The sequence below is a fragment of the Vibrio sp. 10N.286.49.C3 genome (genome assembly GCF_041469545.1).
In the GTDB taxonomy this organism is placed as follows: Bacteria; Pseudomonadota; Gammaproteobacteria; order Enterobacterales; family Vibrionaceae; genus Vibrio; species Vibrio tasmaniensis_A.
In genome coordinates, this window is record NZ_JBFRKT010000078.1 from 1 (window position 1) to 25,643 (window position 25,643).

Sequence of the window (25,643 nt, forward strand, 5' to 3'; positions counted from 1 at the left end):
AGCTTTAAGCCCAGACGGAACTCTACCTGTAAAACTGAAAAGGATGAGAGACAGTTTGAGTCACTTCATTCTTCCAGATAAAAGAAAGGACCGAACGTTTCCACGTTCAGTCCTCTTTGTCCCAGCCAAATATCCGTTCAGGTTCAAGCAATAATGCTTATCCGAACGGCATTATGCTTATTTAGCAGGCGTTTTTCTTTGAAGTAGACTTTCTTCTTCATCGATAATGTTTGAAGTTAAAAACACTCGGCATAAAATAGCTTTAAGAGCAAAGTTACTGACTAAAGTAGGAAATTAAGATGACTACACAGCTAGACGATAAAAAAATCGCTGAAATCAACAAGTATACGGGCGAGCAACGCCTGAAATACTGTGTGAAAGAAATCGTAGCAAACCGTGAAGTATGGATCTTAACCGATGAACACGGTTGTGTAATGCTGAACACAGAAGATGAAGACTGCGTTCCAGTATGGCCAAACCAAGAGTTCGCAGAATCATGGGCAACGGGTGATTGGTCTGAGTGTAAAGCTGAGTCTATTTCGTTGAACAAATGGCACAGTCGCTGGACGAACGGTCTAGAAGACGACGAGCTTGCTGTTGTGGTATTCCCGAACGAACAAGAAGAAGGCGTTATCTTGTTCCCGGATGAGTTCGACTTCGAATTGAAAAAGCAGGCTGCTAAGCGCTAGTTCTTTCGTAATACAGTAACATCGTAAGTCAGCGTTGCCTTTCTTAGGCAGCGCTATTATTCAATTATCCCATCTAAGTGGCTTCCAACGTATTTTCGTCAATACCCAATCAATTGATACAAGGGTGCTTGTTGAGCGGCTTCTGAAGCTTGCTGAAGTACACCTGTTTTGCTGTATCTTTTCAGTATTTTTCGCACAACTGGTTTTGCCTGTTCTTTTGTCATTCCCACTTTCAATTGAGGTTCATACAGTAGCTTTAGCAGCACTACATCTAAGGGGGATAACAAGTCTTCTGGCGTGTGATCATTGAAAATAGAAGGGTAGGCTTTATCTGAGTCATTGGGTAACCCAAGTACCTGTGTGATCTCTTCAACAATACATGCGACCAGCTTTCCTCTTGCTCTCGCTTGATCTACTGGGATCACAATTCCTGCATATACAATCTCCCCTTTGGAATTAGTTCGATAACCTGCAGTACAGATAGCGCTGTTTAGATGCTGTGTCGATTTCAGTTTGAGTACAGTTTTGGCTTCAGCTATCCACTGACTCTGCCTTGTGTATATCCATTTAACGTTTGCATCCGATTCTCGTGTGACGATTTTAATCGGATGTTGGGTGACTTGCGATAGGTGCTGGACGTGCAATTCGGTGAGTTCTTGATGAAGCTCTTCGTCGCCGACTCGGTGATCGATCCATATCTTAATAGGTTGTTTCCATTTAGCGAGTAGCTTGTCGCCTTGTGAATATTCGTGTTGAAGTGCGACGTGATAAAAGACAGTTTCGACGAAGGTTCTATCTAGCCATGTGAGTGGTGTGCTTGCTGCATTAAAGGACAGCAGCGCCAACAAGAGGGAAAGCATTGAAGCTCTTGGTAACATATCTTTCCCCTTTGCGGAATATAGCGCGATCACCGATTAATGGCTTGGTGCTTTATAGAAGTGGCTCTCAACTAACCTTTGTGTGATTTGGTGAGTTGGGTTAGTCAGTACTTCATGTGTTTCGCCACTTTCAACCACATTGCCTTCGTGCATGACGATGATCTTATCTGTGATGTGTTTAACAATGCCGATGTGTTGGGAAACATAAACGAACGATACGCCCATCTCTTCTTGAAGTTCTAGGAACAGATTGATGATTTGCGAACGCATCGCCATATCCAAACCATTCAACGCTTCATCAGCCACAATGATGGAAGGCTGAAGTATCAATGCGCGAGCCAAACAAACCCTCTGCTTCTGGCCTGCAGCAAGCATCTGAGGATAGAAGTAAGCATGTTCTGGTAGAAGCCCAACACGTAATAATGTGTCCTTTACGCGGCGCATGCGGGCTTCTGGTGGCATGTTGGTATTTCGCTTCAACGGTCCTTCAAGGATTCGACCAATCTGGATGCGTGGGTTTAGCGAGGTGTTCGGATCTTGGAAGATCATTCGAATCAGTTTGCAGCGAGTTGAGTAGTCTTTGTGCTCTAGCTTTTCACCGTTCACTCGGATCTCACCTGCTGTTGGTTCCACCATACCCGCTAGCATTCTTGCTAATGTCGATTTCCCCGACCCATTCTGACCGATAAAACCAATAGTCTGTCCCGCTTCAAGGGAAAAGCTGACTGGCTTCACTGCCTGATGAATCTTTTTACGGAAAAGACCAGAGCGAGTCGTAAAGTCTTTAGATAAATCACTGACCTCTAATAATGCACTCATGATTTCTTTTTCTTCTCCATATTCAGAGGGAAATGACAGTTAAATTTGTGGGTCTTTATACGCTTAGTATGCGGGATCTCGACACACTGTCTTTGCGCGTATGGACAACGTGGTCCAAGTCGACAACCAATCGGGAGGTGCTGCAGCGGCGGAATTGACCCTGGTAAAGATTGCAGTTTTTCTTTATGGGGAATCCAGTCGTTAAAATCGGGCATCGCTTTTAGCAGTGCAACGGTGTAAGGATGCTTTGGTACATCCAACAGTTTTGTCGTATCTGCAGACTCAACGGACTGACCGCAGTACATCACGGTTATTCGTGTCGCCCATTGAGTGATAGTCGTTAAATCGTGCCCAATGAGGAGAATTGTCGTGTTATGAAGTTGATTCATTCGGCTCAATAAGCGCAATATTTGAGACTGCGTAATCGGGTCTAAATCGTTGGTTGGCTCATCGGCAATTAGCACTTTTGGCTTGGCAGCGATCGCCATGGCGATCATGACTTTTTGACACTCACCATCGGTCAACTCATAAGAATAACTGTCCATTAGGTGAGAGTGATTTTTGATCCCCACTTTATGCAGTAATGCTATTGCTTGCTTTTTTCGCCACTTAAACCGTTGCCACCATCGACCTTCAAATGAACGCGAAGGAATCGCCTCTATTAGCTGGCGTCCCACTTTTTCGGAAGGGTCAAGACACGTCGATGGTTCTTGGAAGATCATCGCGATATCGCGAGCGATCACACGGCGTCGTTCTTTGGGCGTCAGTTGTAGCAGGTCGATATTGCCAAGGCGCATTCGGTCGGCAGACACTTTCCAGTTTTCTTTGCAAACACCAACGATCGCTTTTGCAACCAAGCTCTTACCAGAACCTGATTCACCTACTAAGCCACGAATTTCTCCCTCATTGAGGGTAATACTCATTCGATCTACTGCTTTAACCATCCCTTGAGGGGTCTCAATCTCGATAGTTAGATGTCGAATATCAAGTAACGGCATTATTCGATTCCTGCATTTAGCGCTTGGCGAACACCTTCACCGACAAGGTTAATCACGATCACTGTAAACATAATGGCTAAGCCGGGTAGAGTTACTGTCCATGGCGCAAGGTAAATCAGCTCTACAGAATCACCCAAAATTGAGCCCCATTCGGTACTTGGTGCTTGAGCGCCAAGCCCTAAGAAACCCAAGGCCGTGATATCAAGAATGGCGACTGACAATGCCAGTGTAATTTCAAGTGCCACTACAGTAAGAATATTAGGAAGGATTGAATTCCATAACAGGTAGAAGTCATTCGCACCATCAAGGCGAGAAGCCAAAATATAGTCTTTTTCTACTTCTGCATGCACGGCAATGTATACCGAACGAATAAAGCGTGGAATCAATGCCAAACATAAGGCTAGCAAGATATTAAACTCGCCAAAGCCAAGAAATGCCACGAAGATAATCGCAAGTAGCAACGACGGAATAGACATTACCGTGTCAAGCAAGTGGTTTAGCGTGCTTGATAGCAACCCACGAGTCATACCTGCAAGTACGCCAATCAGACAACCGATGACTGCTGCGATAAAGGTAATCACCACTGCGGCACCAAATGTCAGCTGAGAGCCAATAATCAGACGGGATAGAATATCTCGGCCTAAATCATCAGTACCTAGAAAATACTCAACTGTTCCAGCAGGATCCCAAGAAGGAGGTGTTAGTAGGTGTCCCGTCTGCTCTTGAGCATCATGCGGTGCTAGCCATGGTGAAGTGATGGTGATCAAAATGATCAAGACCAAACACCATAGTCCAAACATTGCGAGATTATTGCCACGGAAGCTGCGCCAGAAACGCTCGAATTGGGTTGGAATCTGTTCTTCTTGGTAGACGTTATTTGTTAGCATACCATTCCTTCCTTACCAGAGGATTGACCATCGCGCCCAGTAGATCGGACAGTATATTCGCGGTCAAAACCAAGGTTGCTACCACAATTACACCAGCTTGAATTGAAACGTAATCTTGATTGGATAATGCATCCAGCAACCAGCGGCCAATACCCGGCCAGTTAAAGATAGACTCGGTGATGATAGCGAGCGTTAACATACTGGAGAGTTGAACGCCGACCTTAGGAATAATCGGTGGTATTGCATTTCTTAATACGTGTTGAGTGACGATCTCTCTTGTTGAAAGACCTTTGATTCGTGCGGCACGGATGTAGTTTTGAGCCATCACTTCAGCCACTGACGCTCTCATTAGTCGGATAACCTGGGTTGTTGGAGCGAGCGCCAAAACAAGACAAGGTAACGCCATATGGTCTATTACGCTCTGTAGGGCGTGTGCTCGATAGTTACCTTCGGCAAAGAAGGCATCAATCATTGCAAAGCCAGTCACGTGTTCAATTTCGTAAAGTAGATCGTATCGCCCCCCAACAGGGAACATCTCGAAGTGCAGTGAAAACACCATGATCATTAGCAATGCGACCCAAAAAATAGGTGCTGAGTAGCCTGCCATTGAAGTAAACGATATGGTGGTATCAACAAATTTTCCTTGTCTCATACCGGCAATTGTGCCGAAAGGAATGCCGATAAACAGTGCGAGTAAAAAAGCAAAGAAGCACAATTCTAACGTCGCAGGGAATACCACGACAAGCTCTTCGATGATAGGAACACCGTGTTTGCTCAGGCCGAAATTCAGCGTCGATAATTCGGTGACGTAGCTAAGCCAGCCGGGCCAAAAATCTTGAATTGCCCAAGGTGAGGTTTGGTCTAATCGAAGTAGAGCAAAGCCTACTAAAGTCAGAATTCCAAGTGTAATAATGAATAAGTTTACACGTCTTAATGTATACCAAAACATCAGTTCACCTCCCTTCTGACTTGATCAAAAGGTTGAGCATTAAAAGGACTGCGTTTAAAACCTGTTAGCGAACGATCGTGCACACGGAATTGCACGCCGTGAGCGAGAGGTATCACAGGAACTTCTTCATTAAGAATGTTTTGGGCTTGTCGATACAAGTTCACGCGATGCCTTTGTTGATTAATCTCTAATGCCAAGTCGAGAAGGAAATCAAAGTCTGAGTTGCACCACATAGAGACGTTTAATCCCGCGCGTTCCGAACTACATGATAGAAGTGGACGTAAGAAGTTGTCTGGGTCGCCCGTACTGCCAATCCAACCTGTGAGTAACAAATCTGTTGAGGAAATTGAAGACAGCTGTGTTCGGTCAAATCGGTCGTCGGTATAGAGTTTCAATTCAATACCAATATCAGCCAAGTTTGCTTGGATCAGTTCTGCCGTTTTTCTTGGACTTGGATTGTATGCGCGTGGCTCTAGTGGCACCCACATTGAAAGCTCTAACCCTGGTTCTACACCGGCCTCTCTAAGAAGTGCGATCGCATAGTTTCGATCATAGCGAACTTGAACGCTGTCTTTTTGATAAGCCCAAGAAGTAGGGGGAAGTAACGTGTAGGCTTTTGTACCTGTACCGTAGTACACAGAATCAAGAATGTTCTGACGGTTAATAGCCAAGTTCAATGCTTTACGTACTCGTGAGTCACGCAATGCAGGGTGTTCTGTGTTTAGCGCGATGAAAGAGACATTTACGGCAGGTGTGGCAGAAATCTTCAACTCTTCATGAGCTTGAATAATAGGGATCTGGCTAGAAATTGGTGAGTTCAACACGTCACACTCACTGCGGAGAAGCTTGGCAAGTGTGCCTGTCCCGCGTTGTGAAGTATCAAATACAACTTGGTCCATTTGTACTTCACCCTTCCAGTAATGCTTGTTCTTTTTCAAGCGTACAAGATCATTAATTTGATATTCATCCAAGTAGAAAGGGCCTGTGCCTACGGGCTTGGAGTCTATTTCATTTTTTTCATCTGTGGTAATCAGCTTGTTGGCATACTCTTTGGAGTGAATGACCGCATAGCTGGTGGCGATATTGTTAAGAAATGAATTATCTGGGTGACTTAACTGGAACTTCACCGTTAGGTCATCCACCGCCGTGATTTCAACAATCAGGTTTTGAAAGTCGATGCCAGCGAACCATGGATATAAACCGCCACCCACATAATGAAATGGGTTTGAACTATCAATAATTCGTTCAAAACTAAAGACCACATCCTGTGCATTCATGGTACGGGTTGGGGTAAACCAATCTGTGGTTTGAAACGCAACATTTGGGCGCAGTTTGAAAGTGTACTCTGTACCTGATTTATCGACAGACCAGCTTGTTGCCAAGTTCTGTTTTGGTCGGTAAGTCATAGGATCAAGAGTGAGCAGGGTATCGAAAATTTGAGGGCTCAGCGATTCTGAGGTAATGCCACTATCAACCAATTGTGGATTGAAGGTACTAGGATTACCTTGGCCGCAATAAATGAAGCCTTTTTCACGGATTTGCTCGTGAGTGACACTTTCACCACATCCAGCTAAAAAGCCAAGCGTGCAGATGCTAAGTGATAGTCTTATTAGTGCTTTCATAAAAAGAAATACTTTTCGAAACGAGGCGTTAGAGGAGCCTCAAGATCCCGACAATTTAACATTTTATTTATTCGGCTCCAAATAATAATCAAGTGTGGACAGCTATTTATCGTTAGCTTGCCCTACAATCGCGTACTTCCTCACCATTCCACGTAATTGGTTATAGGTTAACCCAAGTAATCCTGCTGCTTGCTTCTGGTTATACTTGCTCTGTTTTAGTGCTTGATTGAGTAATTTAATGTCTTGCTGTTCTTGCCATGCTTTGTAATCAAGCGGCAAAGAAAATGAGTGCTCTAATGGAGTATGGCTGTTGGACAGATCATTGCCAGTTTCGTGCGTGGAATCTTGATCTATTTGCCATGTTGGTTTAAATGGGTTAAACACCAAAGATTCAATAGGATATGGATCTTTACCGTGCTGGTAGATAGCTCGTTCAACGACGTTTTTGAGTTCTCTCACATTTCCCGGCCAAGAATAATCCAATAGTGCCTCAACAGCAGATGGAGCAAAACCGACAAACAGCTCCAATTCTAACTCTCGACACATCTTAATGGCGTAGTATTCTGCTAGCAGCGTGATGTCTTCTTTTCGTTCGCGAAGAGGTGGGATAGTAATGACATCAAACGCCAGTCTATCTAATAAATCGGGTCTGAATTCGCCTTTTAACGCCATGTTTGGTAAGTCAGCATTGGTCGCACACACCAGTCTTACATTGGCACTTAGCGCCTTTTGTCCGCCGACACGCTCATATTGCCCGTATTCAATAACACGCAATAGCTTCTCTTGAACGGCAAGGGGGGTGGTCGCTAGTTCATCTAAGAACAGAGTTCCACCTTCAGCCCTTTCAAAACGACCTTGATGACGACCTTTTGAACCGGTAAAAGAACCTGATTCATGACCAAACAACTCTGAATCAATCAACCCTTCGCTAAGGGTTGAGCAGTTAAGTGAGATCAATGGCTGGTCCCAGCGTCTTGAAAGGTAATGCAGCCTTTGAGCGATTAACTCTTTACCTGTACCACGTTCACCAATGATCAGAATCGGTCTCTCGATTGGCGCGAGTTGAGACACTTTATCCAAAACAGAGAGAAAACTAGGGGATTCACCAATGAGATTCTGCTGCATAATGGGTCCTTGTATGGTCTGATTTCCAATGGGCATGATATAGAGAGTTTTATTTACGTCACTTGATGTAAATAGCATTAATCACAAAGCTGTAGTGGTGAAAAATACCAATACTTGGCTAAATTCATCATAGCATGGTTCGGGTTCATCAACATTTTATTGTAAGTATTTGATAAACAATGGCTTAAAAGTTGGCACGCTACTTGGATTACTTATGGTAGGTTTAACAACAGACGTAGATTTTTGAGCAAGTGGATTGAGAAATCGAAAACGATTTAAAACCTATTTGCCATTATTGCAATTAAGGAGTTTCTTATGGGTATTTTTTCTCGCTTTGCAGACATTGTAAATTCAAACATCAGTGCACTATTAGATAAGGCTGAAGATCCTGAAAAGATGATTCGCCTCATTATTCAAGAAATGGAAGACACGCTGGTTGAGGTTCGTACTAACTCAGCAAAAGCCATTGCAGACAAGAAAGAGCTAGCACGTAAAGTTGAAGCTATCGAAACTCAGATTCTAGATTGGCAGAATAAAGCGACATTAGCCCTGACTAAACAACGTGAAGATCTGGCTAGAGCGGCACTAATCGAAAAGCAAAAACTTGAAGATATCATCAAGAGTCTTCATACCGAGCAAACCTTGGTTCATGAAACCATCGAAAAACTAACCAGTGAGATCGGTAAGCTTGAAACTAAAATTGCAGAAACTCGTGCAAAACAGCAAGCACTAATGATTCGTAATAATGCAGCAAGCAATCGTCGCGATGTTCAAAAACATCTGCATTCAAGCAAAACCAACGAAGCAATGGCGAAGTTTGAGCAATTCTCACGTAAAGTGGATGAATTAGAAGCTGAAGCTGACGTTTACGCAAAAACCGGTAACGCAAAATCTTTAGACCAAGAGTTTGCAGAGCTACAAGCTCAAGACGAGATTGAAAAAGAGCTGGCGAAACTGAAGCAACAAGTTGAAAACCGCGATAAATAATTTTAGGAGTTGTCTATGTCAACATTTCTAATTGCAGGTCCACTGATTGTCTTTTTGATCTTCGTGGCACCGCTATGGTTATTCTTACACTACCGCAGCAAGAAGAAATCCAGCAATGGTCTTTCAGAAACGGATCTTCAGCGTCTGCATAAGCTTTCTGAGCAAGCTGAGTCGATGCAAGACCGAGTGAAAACGTTAGAAAAAATACTGGATGCGGAGTCACCTAACTGGAGACGAAACTATGAGTAGAGAACTGTATCGCGATCCGATTAACGGTAAATTGTCTGGCGTGTGTGCCGGATTAGCGAACTATTTTGGCCTTGAAGTTTGGTTGGTTCGTATCTTAGTGATCTCAGCCGCACTGCTAGGTGGTAGCTTTTTGGTGTTATTAGCGTATTTAGCTTTGACATTTATGCTTGAAAAACAACCACCTCAATATGTCGATCAGATGAAAGCCAAACAAGAGCACACACTCAAGCAAAAACCCTGGGAAAAAGGGCAAACAGCAGAGTCTTTGTTGGGCACTTTAGAGGGTGATTTCCAGACGTTAGAGACCAGTGTACGCAATATGGAAGCTTATGTGACTTCGGACACTTTTAAAGTCGACCGTGCATTTAAGAACATGTAGTGGTTAAGCCTTAAAAAGATTAGATAACGGTTTAGGAAAATTTATCCCAAGCCGTTATTTTTTTTAATAATTTTGTCTAAATAAATCTTACGATAACTGGTAAGTTACATGTGATTAATCTATGTTAATAAAATATTTATAGATATGGATGATCGCAATGTACAAAGCCTCCCTAGTCCTATTGGTGACCTTATCCGGGTTATCTGGGTGTGGTAAGGAGCTCCCTCCGGTTCCAGAACCCGAATCACGACCAGCCAAACTCTTCACCGTCTCGGTCGGTAACAATGCCTTCGAACGAAATTTTCCTGCGACTACTGAAGCGGGCGATAAAGCCGTATTGGCATTTCGAGTCCCCGGTTTACTAAAAACGATCGATGTCACTGCGGGGCAACAGGTCTCCAAAGGTGATGCATTGGCAACGCTTAATCCTGATGAGTATCAGTTGCTAGAAAAGCAGGCAAGAGCTAACTTCAAACTTGCCGATGTGCAATACCAACGTTCCATCAAGCTACGTAAGGATAGAGTGGTTTCTGAGCAAGATTTTGACCAAGCGAAAGCAAATCATAACTCTGCAAGAGCGGTTTTAAATCAAGCAAAAGCTAATCTTCGCTACACCACACTCGTTGCGCCATATGATGGTACTATTTCTATTATTCCTGCTGAAAACCACGAATACATCGCGGCTAAGCAAGGTGTAATGAATATCCAAACGAATCAGATCCTCAAAGTTGTCTTCTTATTGCCTGATCAATTAATTGCACGCTTTTCTGCAGGGTTTGAGACAGACGCAACTATGGTATTCGATGCTTTCCCTGAACATTCTTATGTCCTCACCTTTCAAGAAGTCGATACCGAAGCCGATCCTAAAACCGGTTCATACAAGGTCACCATGGTAATGGAGAGACCGACTGATATCGGCATCCTGCCGGGTATGTCTGGCACGGTTAACCTTGTTTCTTCACAAGCAGCGGCGACAAAAATTCCAACCTCAGCAATGATGACCAATGGAGATGATGTCTCAGTATGGCGCGTTAACAACGATGGTATCGTCGAAGAAGTCGCGATAGTCATTGATGAAAAACGTCATATTATTTCGGGTCTTAACGACGGAGATCGCGTTGTGACCTCGGGCGTTAATGGATTAGAAACTGGCGTCAAAGTTCGTGAGTGGATCAAGGAAAGGGGGCTCTAACATGAAGACAGTATCAAAAGCCATCGGCCTATCATGTTTGGCGTTGTTGACAGCCTGTAAAGACAAAGGTGTCACTGAAGTCGAAAAGCTTCCTCTTGTTAAAGCCATTGAAATCTCCGTCTTAGACTTTAACGATAAACTCTATTTTCCAGCAGTGGCTAATGCTGCTGAGAAAGCGCACCTAAGTTTCCGTGTCGCTGGTGAGATTTTTAAACTTGATGTCAAAGAAGGTGAACAAGTTAAAAAGGGTGATGTTCTTGCCGAGTTAGATCCAACAGATTATCAGTTGGACGTTGATAACGCTCAAGCTCGATACACAGTGATTAACAGCCAATACAGACGTTCAAGTCCGTTGGTCAAAAAGGGGTTATTGGCTAAGTCTCAATTCGATGAGATTGCCGCTCAGCGTCAAATCGCTTATGCCGAGTTAGAATTGGCAAAACTGCGTTTGTCATTTACTAAGCTTCGCGCACCGGTTGATGGAATTATCTCTCGTGTCAGTGTTGACCAATACGAAAATATTCAGGTTGGCCAACAGATTGTGAATATTCACAGTGTTGAGGATGTTGAAGTTGTTATCCAATTGCCTGACCAAATCTATGTAAATCAACCAAATGAAGCGACTATCTCGAATATTGAGGCAGTAGTTAGAGTTCCAAGTGGGAATGAATACAGTGCGGGGATAAAAGAGTTTACGACTGAACCCGATCCAAACACAGGTACATTTACCGTCACGCTTGCTTTGCCTATGCCAGAAGATGATTTGATTCTTGACGGTATGGCCGTTGAGGTCACGTCAAATGGGCGTGATATCGGGTTGAAATTAAAAGCAGGCGTACTTATTCCTATTGAGGCTGTGTTTAATGCCGATGGGGATGAGTTAACTCGTCAAAACTCTTACGTGTGGATTCTTAATGACGACAATACAGTATCTAAGCAGCAAGTCGTATTAGGCAAAGCGAATCAGAAAACATTGCAGATAATCAAAGGATTAGAAATGGGGCAGCATGTCGTTGTTGCAGGCGTATCGCGATTGCGAGATGGGATGACAGTGGAAGTATTGTCTCAGGAGACGAACAATGAGTGAAGTCAATAACAAGCCCCAAAGTGATGATCAACAGGGTGATGACCAAATCACTGGAGTGGCGGCTTATTTTATACGAAATAAGGTCATTAGCTGGATGCTATCACTGATCTTTCTTATTGGTGGTGTGTCTGCATTCTTTGGTTTGGGCCGTTTAGAAGATCCTGCCTTTACCATCAAAGATGCCATGGTAGTGACCTCTTACCCGGGAGCAACGCCTCAGCAAGTGGAAGAGGAAGTGACTTACCCATTAGAGAAAGCGATTCAACAGCTTACCTATGTTGATGAAGTTAACTCTATCTCTAGTCGTGGCCTGTCTCAGGTTACGGTAACGATGAAGAATAATTACGGCCCTGATGATCTTCCGCAAATTTGGGATGAACTTCGTCGAAAAGTGAATGATTTGAAAGGTCAACTGCCACCCGGGGTAAATGACCCTCAAGTCATAGACGACTTTGGTGATGTTTATGGTATTTTGCTTGCTGTTACTGGCGATGGCTACAGTTATAAAGAACTATTGGATTACATTGACTACTTAAGGCGAGAGCTAGAACTTGTTGATGGGGTCAGTAAAGTCTCGGTATCCGGCCAACAGCAAGAGCAAGTGTTCATTGAGATATCGATGAAACGGATCAGCTCTCTGGGTTTGTCTCCAAATACTGTATTTAACCTTTTATCCACTCAGAATATTGTTTCAAGTGCAGGTGCTGTCAGGATTGGTGATGAGTACATTCGAATCCATCCAACAGGAGAGTTCCAGAATGTTGAACAGCTCGGTGATTTGATTCTTACGGAAGGTGGTGCTCAAGGGCTTATCTATCTAAAAGATGTGGCGAATGTAACTCGTGGTTATGTTGAAGTGCCTACTAACATCATTGGCTATAACGGGAAGCTCGCACTTAACCTTGGTGTTTCTTTTGCACAAGGCGTGAACGTGGTCGCAGTGGGTGAAGCCTTTGACCGAAGGCTCGCCGAGCTGAAATACCAACAGCCCGTAGGTATTGACATATCTGAGGTTTATAACCAACCCAAAGAAGTTGATAAGTCGGTAAGCGGGTTCGTGGTGAGTTTAGGGCAGGCAGTTGCGATCGTAATCGTAGTGTTACTGTTCTTTATGGGGCTACGCTCTGGCCTGTTGATTGGTTTGATACTGCTGTTGACCGTATTCGGTACCTTCATTTTCATGCAGTACTTCAAGATCGACCTTCAACGTATTTCATTGGGCGCGTTGGTTATCGCTCTGGGGATGCTGGTGGATAATGCCATTGTGGTGGTGGAAGGGATATTGATCGGCACGCAGAAGGGGCGAACCCGAATGCAGGCCGCTACAGATATTGTGACCCAAACCAAATGGCCACTGCTTGGTGCAACGGTTATTGCGGTCACCGCTTTTGCCCCAATCGGTTTGTCTGAAGACTCAACGGGCGAATATTGTGGCACCTTGTTCACGGTTCTACTTATCTCCTTGATGCTGAGTTGGTTTACGGCCATCTCACTCACGCCATTCTTTGCCGATATGTTCTTCAAAGGCCAGAAAGTCGATCCAGATAGTGAAGGTAAAGACCCATACAACGGGATGGTTTTTGTTATTTATAAAAACTTCCTTGAGTTCTGTATGAAGCGTGCGTGGCTCACGATGTTCGTTCTGATTATTGGTTTGGGTGCGAGTGTTTACGGCTTTGGTTTTGTAAAACAAGCCTTCTTCCCATCTTCGACTACGCCAATGTTCCAAGTGGATGTTTGGATGCCGGAAGGTACCGATATTCGTGCGACCAACACTAAGCTTAAAGTGCTTGAAGGTTGGTTAGCAGAGCAGGACGAAGTTGAGCACATCACGACAACGGCAGGTAAAGGCCTACAACGTTTCATGCTGACTTATGCGCCAGAGAAAAGTTATAGCGCATACGGTGAGATAACGGTTCGTGTGAAGAGTTATGAAGTACTTGAAGGTTTGATGTTGCGCTTTCGTGAGCATGTAGACGGCCAGTTCCCTGAAATTAATTACAAACTTAAGCAGATCGAATTAGGTCCTGGTGGCGGTGCTAAAATTGAAGCGCGAATTGTGGGTTCTGATCCAACGGTTTTACGTTCAATCGCAGCTCAAGTTATGGACATCATGCGTGCTGACAATGGGTCGTTTAACGTTCGTCACGATTGGCGTGAAAGAACTAAGGTACTCGAGCCTCAGTTCAACGAAAGCCAAGCGCGTCGTTATGGTATTACCAAATCTGACGTTGATGATTTCCTAGCGATGTCTTTCTCTGGTAAGTCGATTGGTGTGTATCGTGATGGTACTACGCTGATGCCTATTGTGGCTCGTTTACCTGAAGATGAGCGAATTGATATTCGCAACATCGAAGGTATGAAGATTTGGAGCCCGGCATTAAGTGAATACATCCCACTACAACAAGTAACACTAGGCTACGAATTGGAATGGGAAGATCCACTGATCATCCGTAAGAACCGTAAGCGTATGCTGACGGTAATGGCGGATCCTGACCTACTGGGTGAAGAGACAGCATCAACTTTACAGAAACGCTTACAGCCACAAATAGAAGCGATTGAGATGCCACCGGGTTATTCATTGGAATGGGGTGGTGAATACGAGTCGTCAGCTGACGCTCAAGCGTCACTGTTCACAACTATGCCGTTAGGCTACTTGTTCATGTTCTTAATCACGGTGTTCTTGTTTAATTCGGTGAAAGAGCCTCTGATTGTTTGGTTAACGGTACCACTCGCCTTGATAGGGGTAACGACAGGCTTGCTAGCCTTGAATACACCGTTCGGTTTTATGGCGCTTCTGGGCTTCTTGAGTTTGTCTGGAATGCTTCTGAAGAACGGTATCGTACTGCTTGATCAAATTGAGATTGAGATGAAGTCAGGTAAAGACCCATATATAGCGGTTGTTGATGCGGCATTGAGTCGTGTACGTCCTGTATGTATGGCGGCTATCACAACGATTCTCGGTATGATTCCATTGTTACCGGATATCTTCTTCAAGCCAATGGCGGTAACCATCATGTTTGGTTTGGGCTTCGCCACCGTACTGACGCTAATCGTGGTACCTGTGCTGTATCGTCTATTCCATAAAATTGAAGTCTCGTAAGACGAGTGAGTCTTTGAATTAATGCCCCTGTTTAGGGGCATTATCATTTCTGAGTGATTTAAAATAGGTAGCAATAACATGGAAACAAACACTGAAGGTAGAACGTGTGCATGGGCACTGAAGCACGAACTGGAAAGGGAGTACCACGACGCAGAGTGGGGCGTACCGGTTTATGATGACCAAGTTTTGTTTGAGTTCATTACCTTAGAAGGGGCACAAGCAGGCCTTAGCTGGATTACGATCCTTAAAAAGCGCGAAGGCTATCGTGCTGCCTTTGATAATTACGATCTAAACAAGTTAGCCGAATTGAATGAAGACAATGTGCCACACGTCATAGAGAACTTTGATGTGGTTAAGCATAAAGGCAAGATTGCCTCTGTGTATAACAACGCTCGAGCAACGCTTGAACTGCAGAAAGAGTTTGGTTCTCTTTCAAACGCCTTATGGCAATTTGTCGATAACAAGGTGATCGAAAACCACTGGATTGAGATGACTCAAGTTCCCGCTTCTACCGAGCAATCCAAAGCGATGAGTAAGTTTTTGAAGAAGAGAGGCTTTAAGTTTGTTGGGGAAACAATCTGTTACGCGTTAATGCAAGCGACAGGTATGGTTAATGACCATTTAGAAGGTTGCCCACATAAATAAAGGTGTTATTTCTCGACGCGAAATAATTGTGTGTAAATTGAAAAATTCACTGGTCATTTATAAACTTTTCAATATTATATGCGACCAAATTCAAATGTAGACAACGATAGTGAATCAACAAAACTACCAAATATGTGATGCTAACTATGATCCCTTGCTTAGGCAGTTTATGCGTGAGGATGGCCACGTAGAAACTATCGCGCCGCTAGAAGGTAAAGTGTTCCTATTCTTGCTTGAAAATACAGGCGAATGCATTGAGCGAGGCCTGATCTTTGATAGATGTTGGGGGGATGTGATTGTCTCTGAGCAAGCGTTGACCAACGTGATATCTAAGCTTAGAAAAACACTGAACAGAGTGACTTGTGGTTGCGCCACGATTCGTACCGTCAGTAAAATGGGGTATTCTCTGGAGATAGAGGAATCATCTCAACCTCAAAATACAGAGCCTAAAGCGACAGTCCCTGAGGCGGATTTAGTACCAGAGTCTCCTCAAACGATAGGATTATCGCAAGCCGATCTTAACCCATCATCAATAACGACAAATCAAACACAAACCTCAGGCGAGTCACCTGAGAAAAAGCCGCAAGATGAGCAGGCTCATGTTATGCCTGCATCAGTAACACAAAGCGTTGAAGGCGACATGGAAATGCCATTGTCCACAGTTAGCCCGAGAGGTTCAGTCAACGCGGTACCACCTAGCTTTAAGCTTTTTGTTCATCGTCATTTAGCCTGCGTGGGCTACTTTTTAGCCTTTACCTGTGTGTTGATCTCTTTGTTTAATATATTTCAGGCTTACTATCAGCCATTGCCATACTTTGTTGATAAAAATGAGTATCACGACAGCTTCGTAGATGAAACTAATCACTACTTTTTCCATATTGTTCGCAATGAAGCCTACTCGTTGCCTGCGATCACTGAGAGACTGATACAAGTTATACCTAGCCACTGTAATGTTGATGTTTTTGTTCGCATTTATCCATCTGTCAACCAACCTGAAAATGATGCTTTGTATATGCTAATTGAGAGAAAGGATGGCGAAGCTCTTAATTACTTGTCATCTATTTTTGAAGTTGAGTCATCTTTTGATTCGTTTGTGAATTACATGGCTCAAAGGAGTTACTTTTGCGAATAATTGGTTTGCTATTGGTATTAGCACTCACAGCTGCAAGTTTCATGATTGATAGAAACGTATTAGCGGGCACTCGTTGGCACTGTAAAACCATCAAAACAGGCTTTATGACGCAGGCATTTCAATCTTATCAATCGTTGTATGAACGTATGACTTTTACCTTCCAATCAGACAATACGTTTATGATTGCAGAGGCGGTAAAGATTGAAAGGAAGGATGGTCAGGTGAGTAAATTGGAGCACCACTCCTCAGGTCGTTATTCGTTAGAAGATGGCGAGTTGTCTATCTCTATCATTGATTATTCGCCGACAACTGAAACTGATGATCCTGTTATTAATCGAGAGTATAGCTCGTATAAGGGGCTGAATATTGATTACTCAGTTGTTGTCACCGATGACTCACTCTATTTATTTAATAAAAATCGTTTCGAAATTTTTAATTGGGTATGTTTTAAGGTTCAGAAGTAGTCATATAACTTCTACACCAAGAGCTTACCGAACTAAAAAAGGCAGGTTGTCCCTGCCTTTTTGTGGAAACTTGTTTATTGTTTTACTTAAACCAGAGCGTTGTAACGATCTAGTCCAGCTTCTAGATCCGCAATCAGATCATCGACGTCTTCTAAGCCGATATGAACGCGTATCAAGGTTCCTTCGAAGTTAGGGTTCGCTACCGTTCTCAAGCTATTAAAGCTGCTCGGTTCGTTCGCTAGAATCAAACTTTCAAATCCACCCCATGAGTAACCCATACTAAAGTGCGTCATACCATCAAGCAGAGCAGTCGTTGCTTTTGTGTTTGAGTTCTTAAGAACGAAAGAGAACAAACCATTACCGCCAGTGAAGTCTCGTTTGAAGAATTCATGACCGGGACAAGACTCAAGGGCAGGGTGACGAACATGGTCAACCTCAGGGCGTGTTTCTAACCACTTTGCTACTTTTAGGCTGCTTTCAGCATGTTGGCGAAGTCGAACGTCAAGAGTGCGAATACCGCGAAGAGCAAGATAAGCGTCATCTGGAGATACGCACTGTCCCATCAAGTAACTCTGCTCTCTCAGTTGATCCCAACATTTTTCGTTGGCTACTGCCGTTCCTAGCATCACATCAGAGTGACCAACAATGTATTTAGTCGCCGCTTGAATTGAGATGTCGACGCCAAAATCGAACGGTGAGAAGTTAACACCAGCCGCCCACGTGTTATCGAGCATTACAATGATGTCATGTTCATGGGCAATACGTGCGAGTGTTGGGATGTCTTGAACTTCCATGGTGACTGAACCCGGAGATTCAGTAAATAGAACCTTAGTATTTGGCTTAATAAGGTCTTGGATACCTTCACCGATCGTTGGCTCGTAGTAAGTGGTCTCTACACCCATCTTTTTCATTATGGTGTCACAGAAATCACGAGTGGGTTCATAACAGGTATCGACCATCAGAATATGGTCACCTGTTTCAACAAAAGAGAGGATGGCATTAGAGATGGCTGCCGTACCACAAGGGTAAAGTGCGCAACCTGCACCACCTTCAACTTCAACCATTGCATCTTGAAATGCGAAATGAGTCGTGGTGCCACGGCGTCCGTAGAAAAGTGTCTTGTTAGCGCGGTTAATGGTCGCTTTGCGTTTCTCTTCTACTGTGTTGAACACGACAGTTGAAGCGCGTTGTACTGGTGGGTTAACGACACCATTAGTCCACTTCTTATCACGACCTGCAGTGATCAGTTTAGTGGTTTTGTTCTCGGACATGCTGTGAATTCCTTATCAATCGGTTATGTCCTATTTAAAACATGCCAATAGCCTTCAAAGCAAGAGCAGAGCGGGAGTTTTTGCGCTTTTCTTTCGCTTTTTAACCTTCCACGTCGTTTATCGTGAAAGGTTTAAAATCCGATAGTCGGCGAGTGATGAGCCGCGGTGGACGCATTGATGGAATTAAAGCAGCGGGTTGAATAAGTAAAACAACCTTTCGAAGAAGCGGTTGCGTAGGTTTCTCTGCTCCCATTGCTCCAATTCCACTGGATGAGATGATTCAATATAGGATTGCTGCAAATCAAACAGTTGCTTGGTGAAGTGCACATCATCAACGGCTAGCGTTACTTCGAAGTTAAGCCATAGGCTGCGCATGTCGATATTGACCGTTCCGATTAAGCAAAACTCTTCATCAATCACTACCGATTTGGTGTGAAGAAGCCCGCCGTAAAACTCATATATCTTCACTCCGGCTTCAAGCAGTTCGGTATAGAAGGCGCGAGAAGCCCATTTAACCATTAATGAATCGTTGTTATGTGGAATGATTAATTCTACGCTGACACCACGTTGTGCCGTCATTTTGAGTGTTTCTAATAAGTCGGCACTCGGTACAAAGTAGGGTGTTGTAATACGAACTGAATGGTTTGCTTGATTAATCGCAATAGTAAGAACTTGCAGAATCAAATACTCCGGCATGCCCGGCCCAGATGGCACTACTTGAACTGGATGATGCGTCATTATTTCTTCAACCGGGCACTCTGGTAAATCAGGAAGAATGCGTTCACCGGTTTCCACTTCCCAATCCCAACCATGAATTGCTGACAACACGTTAACGGTTGGCCCAGTGACGCGAACCATGACATCAATCCATTGGCCGACACCTGAGCTCTGTTTGAAATGAGCTGGATCTACCATATTCATTGACCCGGTATAGGCGATGGACTCATCAATCACGATGATCTTCCGGTGCTGCCTTAGATCTAAACGGCGTAAGAAAATACGCCAAGGACTAACCTCTAATGCTTGGACAACGTGAACGCCAGCGTCTTTCATCATTGAACGCCAGTGACTTTTAAAAAAACGCGGGCTACCTGCAGAATCGAGTAAAACTTTAACATCGACACCACGTTTTGCAGCTCGAATAAGTGCGGAAGCGACGGAATCAGTTAAGCCGCCGGGGTGCCAAATATAGAAAACCATTTTGATACTCGTCTGGGCGTTTTCTATATCTTCGATAATTGCGTGTAGGATCTCATTAGGAGAAGCCTGCAGTGAAAGTGTGTTTCCGCTGAGAGCTGGGATGCCCATCCGATTGTTACAAAGCTCATCAATTTTGTGGATAGGAGAGCCGACTTTACCTGGAAGGTGGACTTGGCAATCATTTAATTGGCGGAACCAATCACCAAAAGGCGTAAACATACGATGTGCCCGCTCAGCCCTCTTTCTACCGAGATTTAGCTCTCCGAAAAGGAAGTAACAAGCGACGCCAACAATAGGGATAATGTAGATAACCATCAACCATGCGAGAGAAACGCTGACAGAGCGTCGTTTTAGTACGACACGAAAAGTCACACCGGCGACAAGGACCCAGTATAAAGCGACAGAAGCTAAAGTTAAAAAATGGTAGAGCTTTTCCACATTGAATACTCGAAAAAAGAGACACTTAGATAGTAATGCTATTTTACGGATATGGGAATTTAAGGAATCAACTATTTACAAAATAGAGCAAAAGCTGTAAACAGGTTAAAGTTGTTAAGTTTTAGTTAACTTAAGACGAATGCAATTGTTTTGTATGAAAAACCGGCATTTAACCATAAAGATTTACATTGATAACGAAATATATACGGTTCGGGCTTCCAATTGTATTCTTAAACTGGTTTACTTGCTAGATAACGAGCGTCAATCAAATCTTTTAATGGTGTAAATTATTATATACACCTTATCTTTTAATGACGCCACACAAAGCAAAATACAACATCACATAACACAAAAGTTTGGAGTAAACGTGGCTACTAGTAATACAACCACTACACCCCGCGATACCTGGGGTTCGAAATTAGGATTCGTAATGGCTGCAGCAGGTTCTGCTGTTGGCTTAGGTAACATCTGGAAATTCCCATACACAGCAGGTGAAAGTGGCGGCGGTGCATTCGTTGCAATTTATCTGTTTTTTGTAATCTTCATCGGTTTTAGTGTGATGCTGACTGAATTTGCGATTGGCCGTCATACGCAAAAATCAGCAGTAGGTGCATTTAAATCAACTGACCGTCGCTGGACGTTCGCTGGTGTTATTGGCGTAGTCAGTGGTTTACTTATCATGGGTTTCTACCCTGTAGTAGGTGGCTGGTCTATCGCATACATCGGTAAAATTGCTGGTGGTCTACTAGACGCACCTGAAGCAATTGGCGACAGCTTCGGTGGCTTTATCTCAAACCCAGTTCAGCCACTAATGTGGATGGGCCTATACCTACTACTTAACGTTGTCATCGTTATGAAGGGTATTTCTGGCGGTATTGAGAAAGCGGGTAAGATTCTGATGCCACTTCTTTTCATCATCCTTATCGTGGTATCAATCAAAGGCCTAATGCTTCCGGGCGCGATGGCTGGTCTTGAATTCCTATTCAGCCCTGACTTCTCTAAAGTAGACAGCGGTGTAATCCTAGCCGCACTAGGTCAAGCATTCTTCTCACTATCTCTTGGTATGGGTTGTATGTTGACTTACGGTTCTTACCTTAAGAAGAAAGAGAACCTAGTTCAAACTACAGCTATGGTTACGGCGATGGATACAGGCGTTGCTATCCTAGCTGGTGTTGCAATGTTCCCTGCAATGTTCGCATTCGGTATGGAACCTGCAGCAGGTCCTGGTCTAGTATTCGTTGTTGTTCCTCAGCTATTCGCTGAAATGGGCGGCGTAGTTGGTCTTCTATTTGCTCTTATGTTCTTCGTTGGTCTAAGTGTTGCGGCACTGACTTCTTCAGTATCTCTACTTGAAGTTGTTGTTTCGTACCTAATCGATGAGAAAGGCATGAAGCGTGTAACAGCTGTACTGTCTGCAAGTGTCGTAATGGCGATTCTATGTATCTTCGCTTCTCTATCTCTTGGTGGCTTTGGTCCAACACTGTTTGGTACTGGTGCATTTGATATCTTCGACTTACTAACGGATAAAATCTTCCTAGCAGTTGGCGGTATGTTGGTATGTATCTTCGCTGGTTGGAGACTAAACCGTGCTGACCTAGAGAAAGAAATCACTAACGACGGTGAAGTATCTTTCCCACTATTCGGTCTATGGTACACACTCGTTAAGTACATCATCCCAGTAGCTATCGCTATCGTAGCGTTCATGGGTATCTCTTCTGGCTTCGACAGCGGTAAAGGTGCAATCATGCTACTAGGTATTGGTATCATTGCCGGCTCTGCGCTTATTTCTAAGAAGCTATAATTCTTAGAAACTCTAATCGCAAACTAAAGTTAATTGATAAGCGGGAGCCATTGGCTCCCGTTTTTTATGCGACGTACTTATTGTTTTTCGAGAAATAAAAACATCGTCCCCTAAAGTTATCCGTGTGGTGGCCGATATATCTTTCGGTTAGGCTATATCGGCCTGTATTTATTTTAGGTAGGTGTTCTGTGAAATTGTCAGTGAGAAAAAAACTATATTTGGGTTTTGGATCTATATTGGCGGTGCTTGTCACGTTAGTAGGGATTGTATCGATAGAAGTGATTGGGGCTCACGAGAGCTCTGATGAAATTAGACTGGATGATGTTCCAGGAACTGTTACCTACCTTATATTGATCGATGAAGCTGGTGATGTTTACCGTGATGCTTTGGGCGCGGTTGTTCAGGGCGGTAATGCGCTCAATGATTATCGAGCTAACAAGACTCAATTTTCTCAAGCAATTGAAGAAGCAAAGCGTTTAGAGAGTAAAGGCTCAGAGGACCATCGTCGTGTTCAGCGAATTGAAGAGCTAATGGGGCGCTTTACTCAAGAGTTTGAATCGAAGCTCGTACCTATGCTTAATGATGAAACTGCATTGTTATCAAATATCCAGCAGCTTCGCTCTTTGTATGAGAGTAATCTTATCCCGATTGAAAATTTGCTTGATCAAGCATCTGAAAGTGAGATTGCTGATACGGAGCGAGCTCTGCTAACACTAACGGATTCGTTTATTACAATCGAACGCACGATTATGGTGTTGACTGCGGTTGCGATTGTGTTTGGCTGTGTAATTGCGTTTGTATTGTCTAGCTCTATTACTAATCGCTTAACTCGTGTTGAACAAGTTGCACGCCGCGTAGCAAATGGTGACCTGACGGCTGGAGATATTGTTGATGATTCTGGTGATGAATTGGCTGACCTTGCTCAATCGATCAACCAGATGCAAACGTCATTGGTCGATCTCCTCGGTTCTATCTCATCAGTGACTACCCAAGTTCAATCCGTTACTGGTGAGCTATCATCAATCAGCCACGACATCGTATCTGGCGCCTCTGCTCAAGCAGATAAAGCGACATTGATTGCGACTGCGGCAGAAGAACTAAGCTTAACCATTTCTGAAGTAGCGCAACAAGGTACTTCTACTTATGAAGAAGCGCGCCGCTCAGAAACGTCTGCAGAAGACGGTCGTAAAGTGATCGTGGAGATGGTTGCGAGCATCCAACAAGTGTCTACTCAAATGAGCGACATGTCGTTACAAATGAACACGCTGGGTTCACATGGTGAGCAGATTGGCAGTGTTATCAAGGTAATCGAAGATATCGCAGAACAAACCAACCTCTTGGCTCTGAACGCGGCTATTGAAGCTGCGCGTGCTGGTGAGTTCGGTCGTGGTTTTGCCGTGGTAGCTGATGAAGTACGAGCGCTAGCGGAGAGAACGACTAAAGCAACACAAGAAGTGTCTGGTATCATCCAATCTATTCAATCTGGTACTCAAGAAGCGGTGACTTACACTCAAGACAACTGTCGTTTAGTTGAAATTGGTGTAGAGCAAAGTACAGGGGCGGTATCGGCTCTAGAAGCAATTGTTAGTGGTGCGGGCAACGTACAAAGCATGGTTAACTCAATTGCGACTGCGGCAGAAGAACAGACAGCGGTGACAAAAGAAATCGCAGCGGATATTACGGCAATCAGTGATATCTCTGAACAGTCATTACAGTTAGCGACTCGCAGCTCTGAGAACACATCAGGTTTGAATGCTAAAGTTGCCGAGCTTGAAGGCTTAGTAGGTAAGTTCAAACTTGCTTAGAGCTTAGAGCTGGATCATAAGTCTAGAACATAAGCTTAGAGCGAATTGATTAAAGACTTCCCAGTGAAAGTTGCCTATTGAAACATAAGCCCAACGATTCAATGTTTATTGAACTCGTTGGGCTTTTTCGTAGCTGGAATCTGGGTTCAGACACGGTATACTCCACGTTCTACAATGGAGCTAGCCTTTACATGTTCGACATTCTTCTGAATCACTCTGATTTTTTACTTATAAACAAACATCCAGGCGTCAGCGTCCATAAAGACGATGGTGATACGATGTTATTGCAAGAAGTTGCTAAGGCAATTAATGAGCCGAAGCTATATTTAGTCCATCGTCTCGATAAAATGACGTCAGGAATTCTACTGCTGGCAAAAAATACCCCAGCAGCGAGTGAGCTTTCACAGTTGTTTGCAAAGCGTGAAGTAGAGAAGTACTACCTTGCGATAGGCTCCAAGAAGCCGAAGAAAAAGCAGGGGCTGATCTCAGGAGATATGGAGCGTTCACGACGCTCAAGCTGGAAGCTGCTGACAACCAAAGAAAACCCAGCGATTACCCAATTTTTATCTGCAACGGCTGAACCCGGTGAGCGTCTACTTTTATGTAAACCCTATACGGGGCGAACTCATCAGATCCGTGTCGCGATGAAGTCCATTGGCTCGGCTATTGTTGGTGATCCTATTTACAATCCATCGAACGAGGCTGACAGAGGCTATCTGCATGCCTTCGCGATTCGATTTACCTATCAATCACAAGCCTACGAATATGTCTGCGATCCAAGAAACCTCGACTCTTTGGGTGAGAAATGGCATCAAGAGATCGTGTCTAATGGTTTAGACAGTTGGCTTGAACCTTGGTCATTAACGTGGCCAAAGCTAAACACTAAGTGAGTGAAATAATGGAAGCATCAGCTTTACCTCTGTTTTTTAGTCATATTGAACAGCAATTGAATGAAGTGCCGAATGAACTACGTCGTATTTTTCACGGGCGTGGCAAGTTTTGGCCCGGCCTAGATCAACTCACTTGTGATTGGGTTGATGGACAGTTATTGGTTAACGTGTTTAAAGAAGTGGACCAAGCGTTCTTATCATCTCTAAAGACTGGATTGGTCGACCTCACTAACAAAGATATCTGGCAAGTAAAACAGGGCACAAGCATTGTGCTGCAACACCGTTATGCTGATGGCGCGCCCTCTGAAGTGTTGTGGGGTCAATTGAACGACTCACCAGTCGTGGTTGAACATGGGCTTAAGTACCAACTAGACATTGGCCGCAATCAGAACTTCGGTCTGTTCCTAGACATGCGTAATGGCCGTCAGTGGGTACAAGATAATGCTAAGGATAAGAACGTTCTTAACCTGTTCGCATACACTTGTGGTTTCTCTGTGGCGGCGATTGCGGGTGGCGCTCGACAATGTATGAACGTAGACATGTCTCGCGGATCACTGAACAAAGGCCGTGATAACCACCGCTTGAATGAGCATGATATGCGCTCGGTGAACTTCCTTGGCTACGATATCTTTAAGTCGTGGGGAAAAATCAAGAAGGGTGGCCCATATGAGCTGGTTATTATCGATCCGCCTTCGTTCCAAAAAGGCAGCTTTGCACTTACTAAAGACTACAAAAAGATCTTACGTCGTTTGCCTGAGCTTCTAACCGAAGGTGGTGAAGTGATTGCTTGTGTTAACTCACCAGCAGTGTCACCAAACTTCTTGATTGAGACGATGGTAGAAGAAGCGCCAAGTGTTGAGTTTATCGAGCGTCTAGATAACCCACCTGAGTTTGTCGATGTTGACCCCGATTCAAGTTTGAAAGTCCTGAGATTTAAAATTAACGTTTCTTAAGACGCTTAATTTAGAGTTAACAAATATCAACGTTTGAAAGTAAAAAAGCCACTCAATGAGTTAATGCCGTTCGGATAAGC

23 protein-coding genes and 1 pseudogene are annotated in these 25,643 nt (G+C 43.9%); 15 read left to right on the forward strand and 9 right to left on the reverse strand.

The annotated features are described in order from the left end of the window. Both AB4180_RS21835 and AB4180_RS21840 read left to right on the forward strand, forming a co-directional pair. A pseudogene (locus AB4180_RS21835) lies at positions 1-154 on the forward strand (IS4 family transposase); the annotation flags it as partial. Between the two features lie 145 nt (positions 155-299). Beyond that, on the forward strand, positions 300-689 hold the full coding sequence (locus tag AB4180_RS21840; RefSeq protein WP_004734596.1) for a DUF2750 domain-containing protein: 390 nt from the start codon (positions 300-302) through the stop codon (positions 687-689). Between the two features lie 98 nt (positions 690-787). On the opposite strand, the gene AB4180_RS21845 is transcribed toward AB4180_RS21840, so the two are convergent. The 7 genes from AB4180_RS21845 to pspF form a co-directional block, all read right to left on the reverse strand. Next, the gene (locus tag AB4180_RS21845) at positions 788-1,567 is read right to left on the reverse strand and encodes a DUF2927 domain-containing protein (RefSeq protein WP_102249745.1); all 780 of its coding nucleotides are present in this window, start codon (positions 1,565-1,567) and stop codon (positions 788-790) included. A gap of 36 nt (positions 1,568-1,603) precedes the next feature. Further along, positions 1,604-2,386: an ATP-binding cassette domain-containing protein gene (locus AB4180_RS21850; protein ID WP_009848782.1), complete on the reverse strand. Its 783-nt coding sequence runs from the start codon at positions 2,384-2,386 to the stop codon at positions 1,604-1,606. Then, on the reverse strand, positions 2,383-3,384 hold the full coding sequence (locus tag AB4180_RS21855) for an oligopeptide/dipeptide ABC transporter ATP-binding protein (RefSeq protein ID WP_009848781.1): 1,002 nt from the start codon (positions 3,382-3,384) through the stop codon (positions 2,383-2,385). Before AB4180_RS21855 ends, AB4180_RS21850 begins: the two co-directional genes overlap by 4 nt. Continuing rightward, positions 3,384-4,271: a putrescine export ABC transporter permease SapC gene (gene sapC, locus AB4180_RS21860; RefSeq protein WP_009848780.1), complete on the reverse strand. Its 888-nt coding sequence runs from the start codon at positions 4,269-4,271 to the stop codon at positions 3,384-3,386. Before sapC ends, AB4180_RS21855 begins: the two co-directional genes overlap by 1 nt. Then, positions 4,258-5,220, reverse strand: a complete 963-nt coding sequence (locus AB4180_RS21865; protein WP_009848779.1) for an ABC transporter permease subunit — start codon at positions 5,218-5,220, stop codon at positions 4,258-4,260. Before AB4180_RS21865 ends, sapC begins: the two co-directional genes overlap by 14 nt. Further along, on the reverse strand, positions 5,220-6,842 hold the full coding sequence (sapA, locus tag AB4180_RS21870; RefSeq protein ID WP_102249746.1) for an ABC transporter substrate-binding protein SapA: 1,623 nt from the start codon (positions 6,840-6,842) through the stop codon (positions 5,220-5,222). The genes AB4180_RS21865 and sapA overlap by 1 nt, the downstream gene beginning before the upstream one ends. A 102-nt stretch (positions 6,843-6,944) precedes the next feature. Continuing rightward, positions 6,945-7,967, reverse strand: coding sequence for a phage shock protein operon transcriptional activator (gene pspF, locus AB4180_RS21875; protein WP_102249747.1), 1,023 nt, complete (start codon positions 7,965-7,967; stop codon positions 6,945-6,947). 315 nt (positions 7,968-8,282) lie between these two features. Here pspF and pspA point away from each other — a divergent pair, with 315 nt between their 5' ends. The 9 genes from pspA (at position 8,283) to AB4180_RS21920 (ending at position 17,205) form a co-directional block, all read left to right on the forward strand. Then, on the forward strand, positions 8,283-8,954 hold the full coding sequence (gene pspA, locus AB4180_RS21880; protein ID WP_010440091.1) for a phage shock protein PspA: 672 nt from the start codon (positions 8,283-8,285) through the stop codon (positions 8,952-8,954). 15 nt (positions 8,955-8,969) lie between these two features. Next, positions 8,970-9,203, forward strand: coding sequence for an envelope stress response membrane protein PspB (gene pspB, locus AB4180_RS21885; RefSeq protein ID WP_009848775.1), 234 nt, complete (start codon positions 8,970-8,972; stop codon positions 9,201-9,203). Continuing rightward, a complete protein-coding gene (pspC, locus tag AB4180_RS21890; RefSeq protein ID WP_032499058.1) occupies positions 9,196-9,582 on the forward strand; it encodes an envelope stress response membrane protein PspC in 387 nt (128 codons plus the stop codon). The genes pspB and pspC overlap by 8 nt, the downstream gene beginning before the upstream one ends. Before the next feature lie 157 nt (positions 9,583-9,739). Next, the gene (locus tag AB4180_RS21895; protein WP_029223131.1) at positions 9,740-10,774 is read left to right on the forward strand and encodes an efflux RND transporter periplasmic adaptor subunit; all 1,035 of its coding nucleotides are present in this window, start codon (positions 9,740-9,742) and stop codon (positions 10,772-10,774) included. 1 nt (position 10,775) lies between these two features. Further along, entirely contained in the window at positions 10,776-11,861 is a 1,086-nt protein-coding gene (locus AB4180_RS21900; RefSeq protein WP_009848772.1) for an efflux RND transporter periplasmic adaptor subunit, read from the forward strand. Then, positions 11,854-14,964, forward strand: coding sequence for an efflux RND transporter permease subunit (locus tag AB4180_RS21905; RefSeq protein WP_102249748.1), 3,111 nt, complete (start codon positions 11,854-11,856; stop codon positions 14,962-14,964). Before AB4180_RS21900 ends, AB4180_RS21905 begins: the two co-directional genes overlap by 8 nt. Before the next feature lie 78 nt (positions 14,965-15,042). Continuing rightward, the gene (locus AB4180_RS21910) at positions 15,043-15,609 is read left to right on the forward strand and encodes a DNA-3-methyladenine glycosylase I (RefSeq protein WP_009848770.1); all 567 of its coding nucleotides are present in this window, start codon (positions 15,043-15,045) and stop codon (positions 15,607-15,609) included. A gap of 109 nt (positions 15,610-15,718) precedes the next feature. Beyond that, positions 15,719-16,741: a winged helix-turn-helix domain-containing protein gene (locus AB4180_RS21915; RefSeq protein WP_102249749.1), complete on the forward strand. Its 1,023-nt coding sequence runs from the start codon at positions 15,719-15,721 to the stop codon at positions 16,739-16,741. Continuing rightward, positions 16,732-17,205, forward strand: a complete 474-nt coding sequence (locus tag AB4180_RS21920) for a hypothetical protein (protein WP_102249750.1) — start codon at positions 16,732-16,734, stop codon at positions 17,203-17,205. Before AB4180_RS21915 ends, AB4180_RS21920 begins: the two co-directional genes overlap by 10 nt. Positions 17,206-17,291: 86 nt before the next feature. On the opposite strand, the gene AB4180_RS21925 is transcribed toward AB4180_RS21920, so the two are convergent. Next, on the reverse strand, positions 17,292-18,476 hold the full coding sequence (locus tag AB4180_RS21925) for a cystathionine beta-lyase (protein WP_102249751.1): 1,185 nt from the start codon (positions 18,474-18,476) through the stop codon (positions 17,292-17,294). 183 nt (positions 18,477-18,659) lie between these two features. Next, a complete protein-coding gene (gene cls / locus AB4180_RS21930; protein ID WP_012604351.1) occupies positions 18,660-20,114 on the reverse strand; it encodes a cardiolipin synthase in 1,455 nt (484 codons plus the stop codon). A gap of 367 nt (positions 20,115-20,481) precedes the next feature. On the opposite strand from cls, the gene AB4180_RS21935 reads away from it, so the two are divergent. From AB4180_RS21935 to AB4180_RS21950, 4 genes are all read left to right on the forward strand, one after another. Beyond that, positions 20,482-21,915, forward strand: a complete 1,434-nt coding sequence (locus AB4180_RS21935; RefSeq protein ID WP_012604350.1) for a sodium-dependent transporter — start codon at positions 20,482-20,484, stop codon at positions 21,913-21,915. 188 nt (positions 21,916-22,103) lie between these two features. Beyond that, the gene (locus AB4180_RS21940) at positions 22,104-23,720 is read left to right on the forward strand and encodes a methyl-accepting chemotaxis protein (protein WP_102249752.1); all 1,617 of its coding nucleotides are present in this window, start codon (positions 22,104-22,106) and stop codon (positions 23,718-23,720) included. 191 nt (positions 23,721-23,911) lie between these two features. After that, a complete protein-coding gene (locus AB4180_RS21945) occupies positions 23,912-24,610 on the forward strand; it encodes a TIGR01621 family pseudouridine synthase (protein ID WP_065680238.1) in 699 nt (232 codons plus the stop codon). 8 nt (positions 24,611-24,618) lie between these two features. Next, positions 24,619-25,563: a class I SAM-dependent methyltransferase gene (locus AB4180_RS21950; protein WP_032499055.1), complete on the forward strand. Its 945-nt coding sequence runs from the start codon at positions 24,619-24,621 to the stop codon at positions 25,561-25,563. Positions 25,564-25,643 lie beyond the last annotated feature (80 nt).

What these genes read in the sequence shown, in the direction of transcription:
- AB4180_RS21905 (WP_102249748.1), top strand. Translation starts at nt 11,854, where the DNA reads ATGAGTGAAGTCAATAACAAGCCCCAAAGTGATGATCAACAGGGTGAT.
- AB4180_RS21925 (WP_102249751.1), bottom strand. Translation starts at nt 18,476, where the DNA reads ATGTCCGAGAACAAAACCACTAAACTGATCACTGCAGGTCGTGATAAG.
- AB4180_RS21895 (WP_029223131.1), top strand. Translation starts at nt 9,740, where the DNA reads ATGTACAAAGCCTCCCTAGTCCTATTGGTGACCTTATCCGGGTTATCT.
- AB4180_RS21845 (WP_102249745.1), bottom strand. Translation starts at nt 1,567, where the DNA reads ATGTTACCAAGAGCTTCAATGCTTTCCCTCTTGTTGGCGCTGCTGTCC.
- AB4180_RS21855 (WP_009848781.1), bottom strand. Translation starts at nt 3,384, where the DNA reads ATGCCGTTACTTGATATTCGACATCTAACTATCGAGATTGAGACCCCT.
- pspA (WP_010440091.1), top strand. Translation starts at nt 8,283, where the DNA reads ATGGGTATTTTTTCTCGCTTTGCAGACATTGTAAATTCAAACATCAGT.
- sapC (WP_009848780.1), bottom strand. Translation starts at nt 4,271, where the DNA reads ATGCTAACAAATAACGTCTACCAAGAAGAACAGATTCCAACCCAATTC.
- AB4180_RS21850 (WP_009848782.1), bottom strand. Translation starts at nt 2,386, where the DNA reads ATGAGTGCATTATTAGAGGTCAGTGATTTATCTAAAGACTTTACGACT.
- AB4180_RS21900 (WP_009848772.1), top strand. Translation starts at nt 10,776, where the DNA reads ATGAAGACAGTATCAAAAGCCATCGGCCTATCATGTTTGGCGTTGTTG.
- AB4180_RS21945 (WP_065680238.1), top strand. Translation starts at nt 23,912, where the DNA reads ATGTTCGACATTCTTCTGAATCACTCTGATTTTTTACTTATAAACAAA.
- AB4180_RS21840 (WP_004734596.1), top strand. Translation starts at nt 300, where the DNA reads ATGACTACACAGCTAGACGATAAAAAAATCGCTGAAATCAACAAGTAT.
- sapA (WP_102249746.1), bottom strand. Translation starts at nt 6,842, where the DNA reads ATGAAAGCACTAATAAGACTATCACTTAGCATCTGCACGCTTGGCTTT.
- pspF (WP_102249747.1), bottom strand. Translation starts at nt 7,967, where the DNA reads ATGCAGCAGAATCTCATTGGTGAATCCCCTAGTTTTCTCTCTGTTTTG.
- AB4180_RS21950 (WP_032499055.1), top strand. Translation starts at nt 24,619, where the DNA reads ATGGAAGCATCAGCTTTACCTCTGTTTTTTAGTCATATTGAACAGCAA.
- pspB (WP_009848775.1), top strand. Translation starts at nt 8,970, where the DNA reads ATGTCAACATTTCTAATTGCAGGTCCACTGATTGTCTTTTTGATCTTC.
- AB4180_RS21865 (WP_009848779.1), bottom strand. Translation starts at nt 5,220, where the DNA reads ATGTTTTGGTATACATTAAGACGTGTAAACTTATTCATTATTACACTT.
- AB4180_RS21910 (WP_009848770.1), top strand. Translation starts at nt 15,043, where the DNA reads ATGGAAACAAACACTGAAGGTAGAACGTGTGCATGGGCACTGAAGCAC.
- pspC (WP_032499058.1), top strand. Translation starts at nt 9,196, where the DNA reads ATGAGTAGAGAACTGTATCGCGATCCGATTAACGGTAAATTGTCTGGC.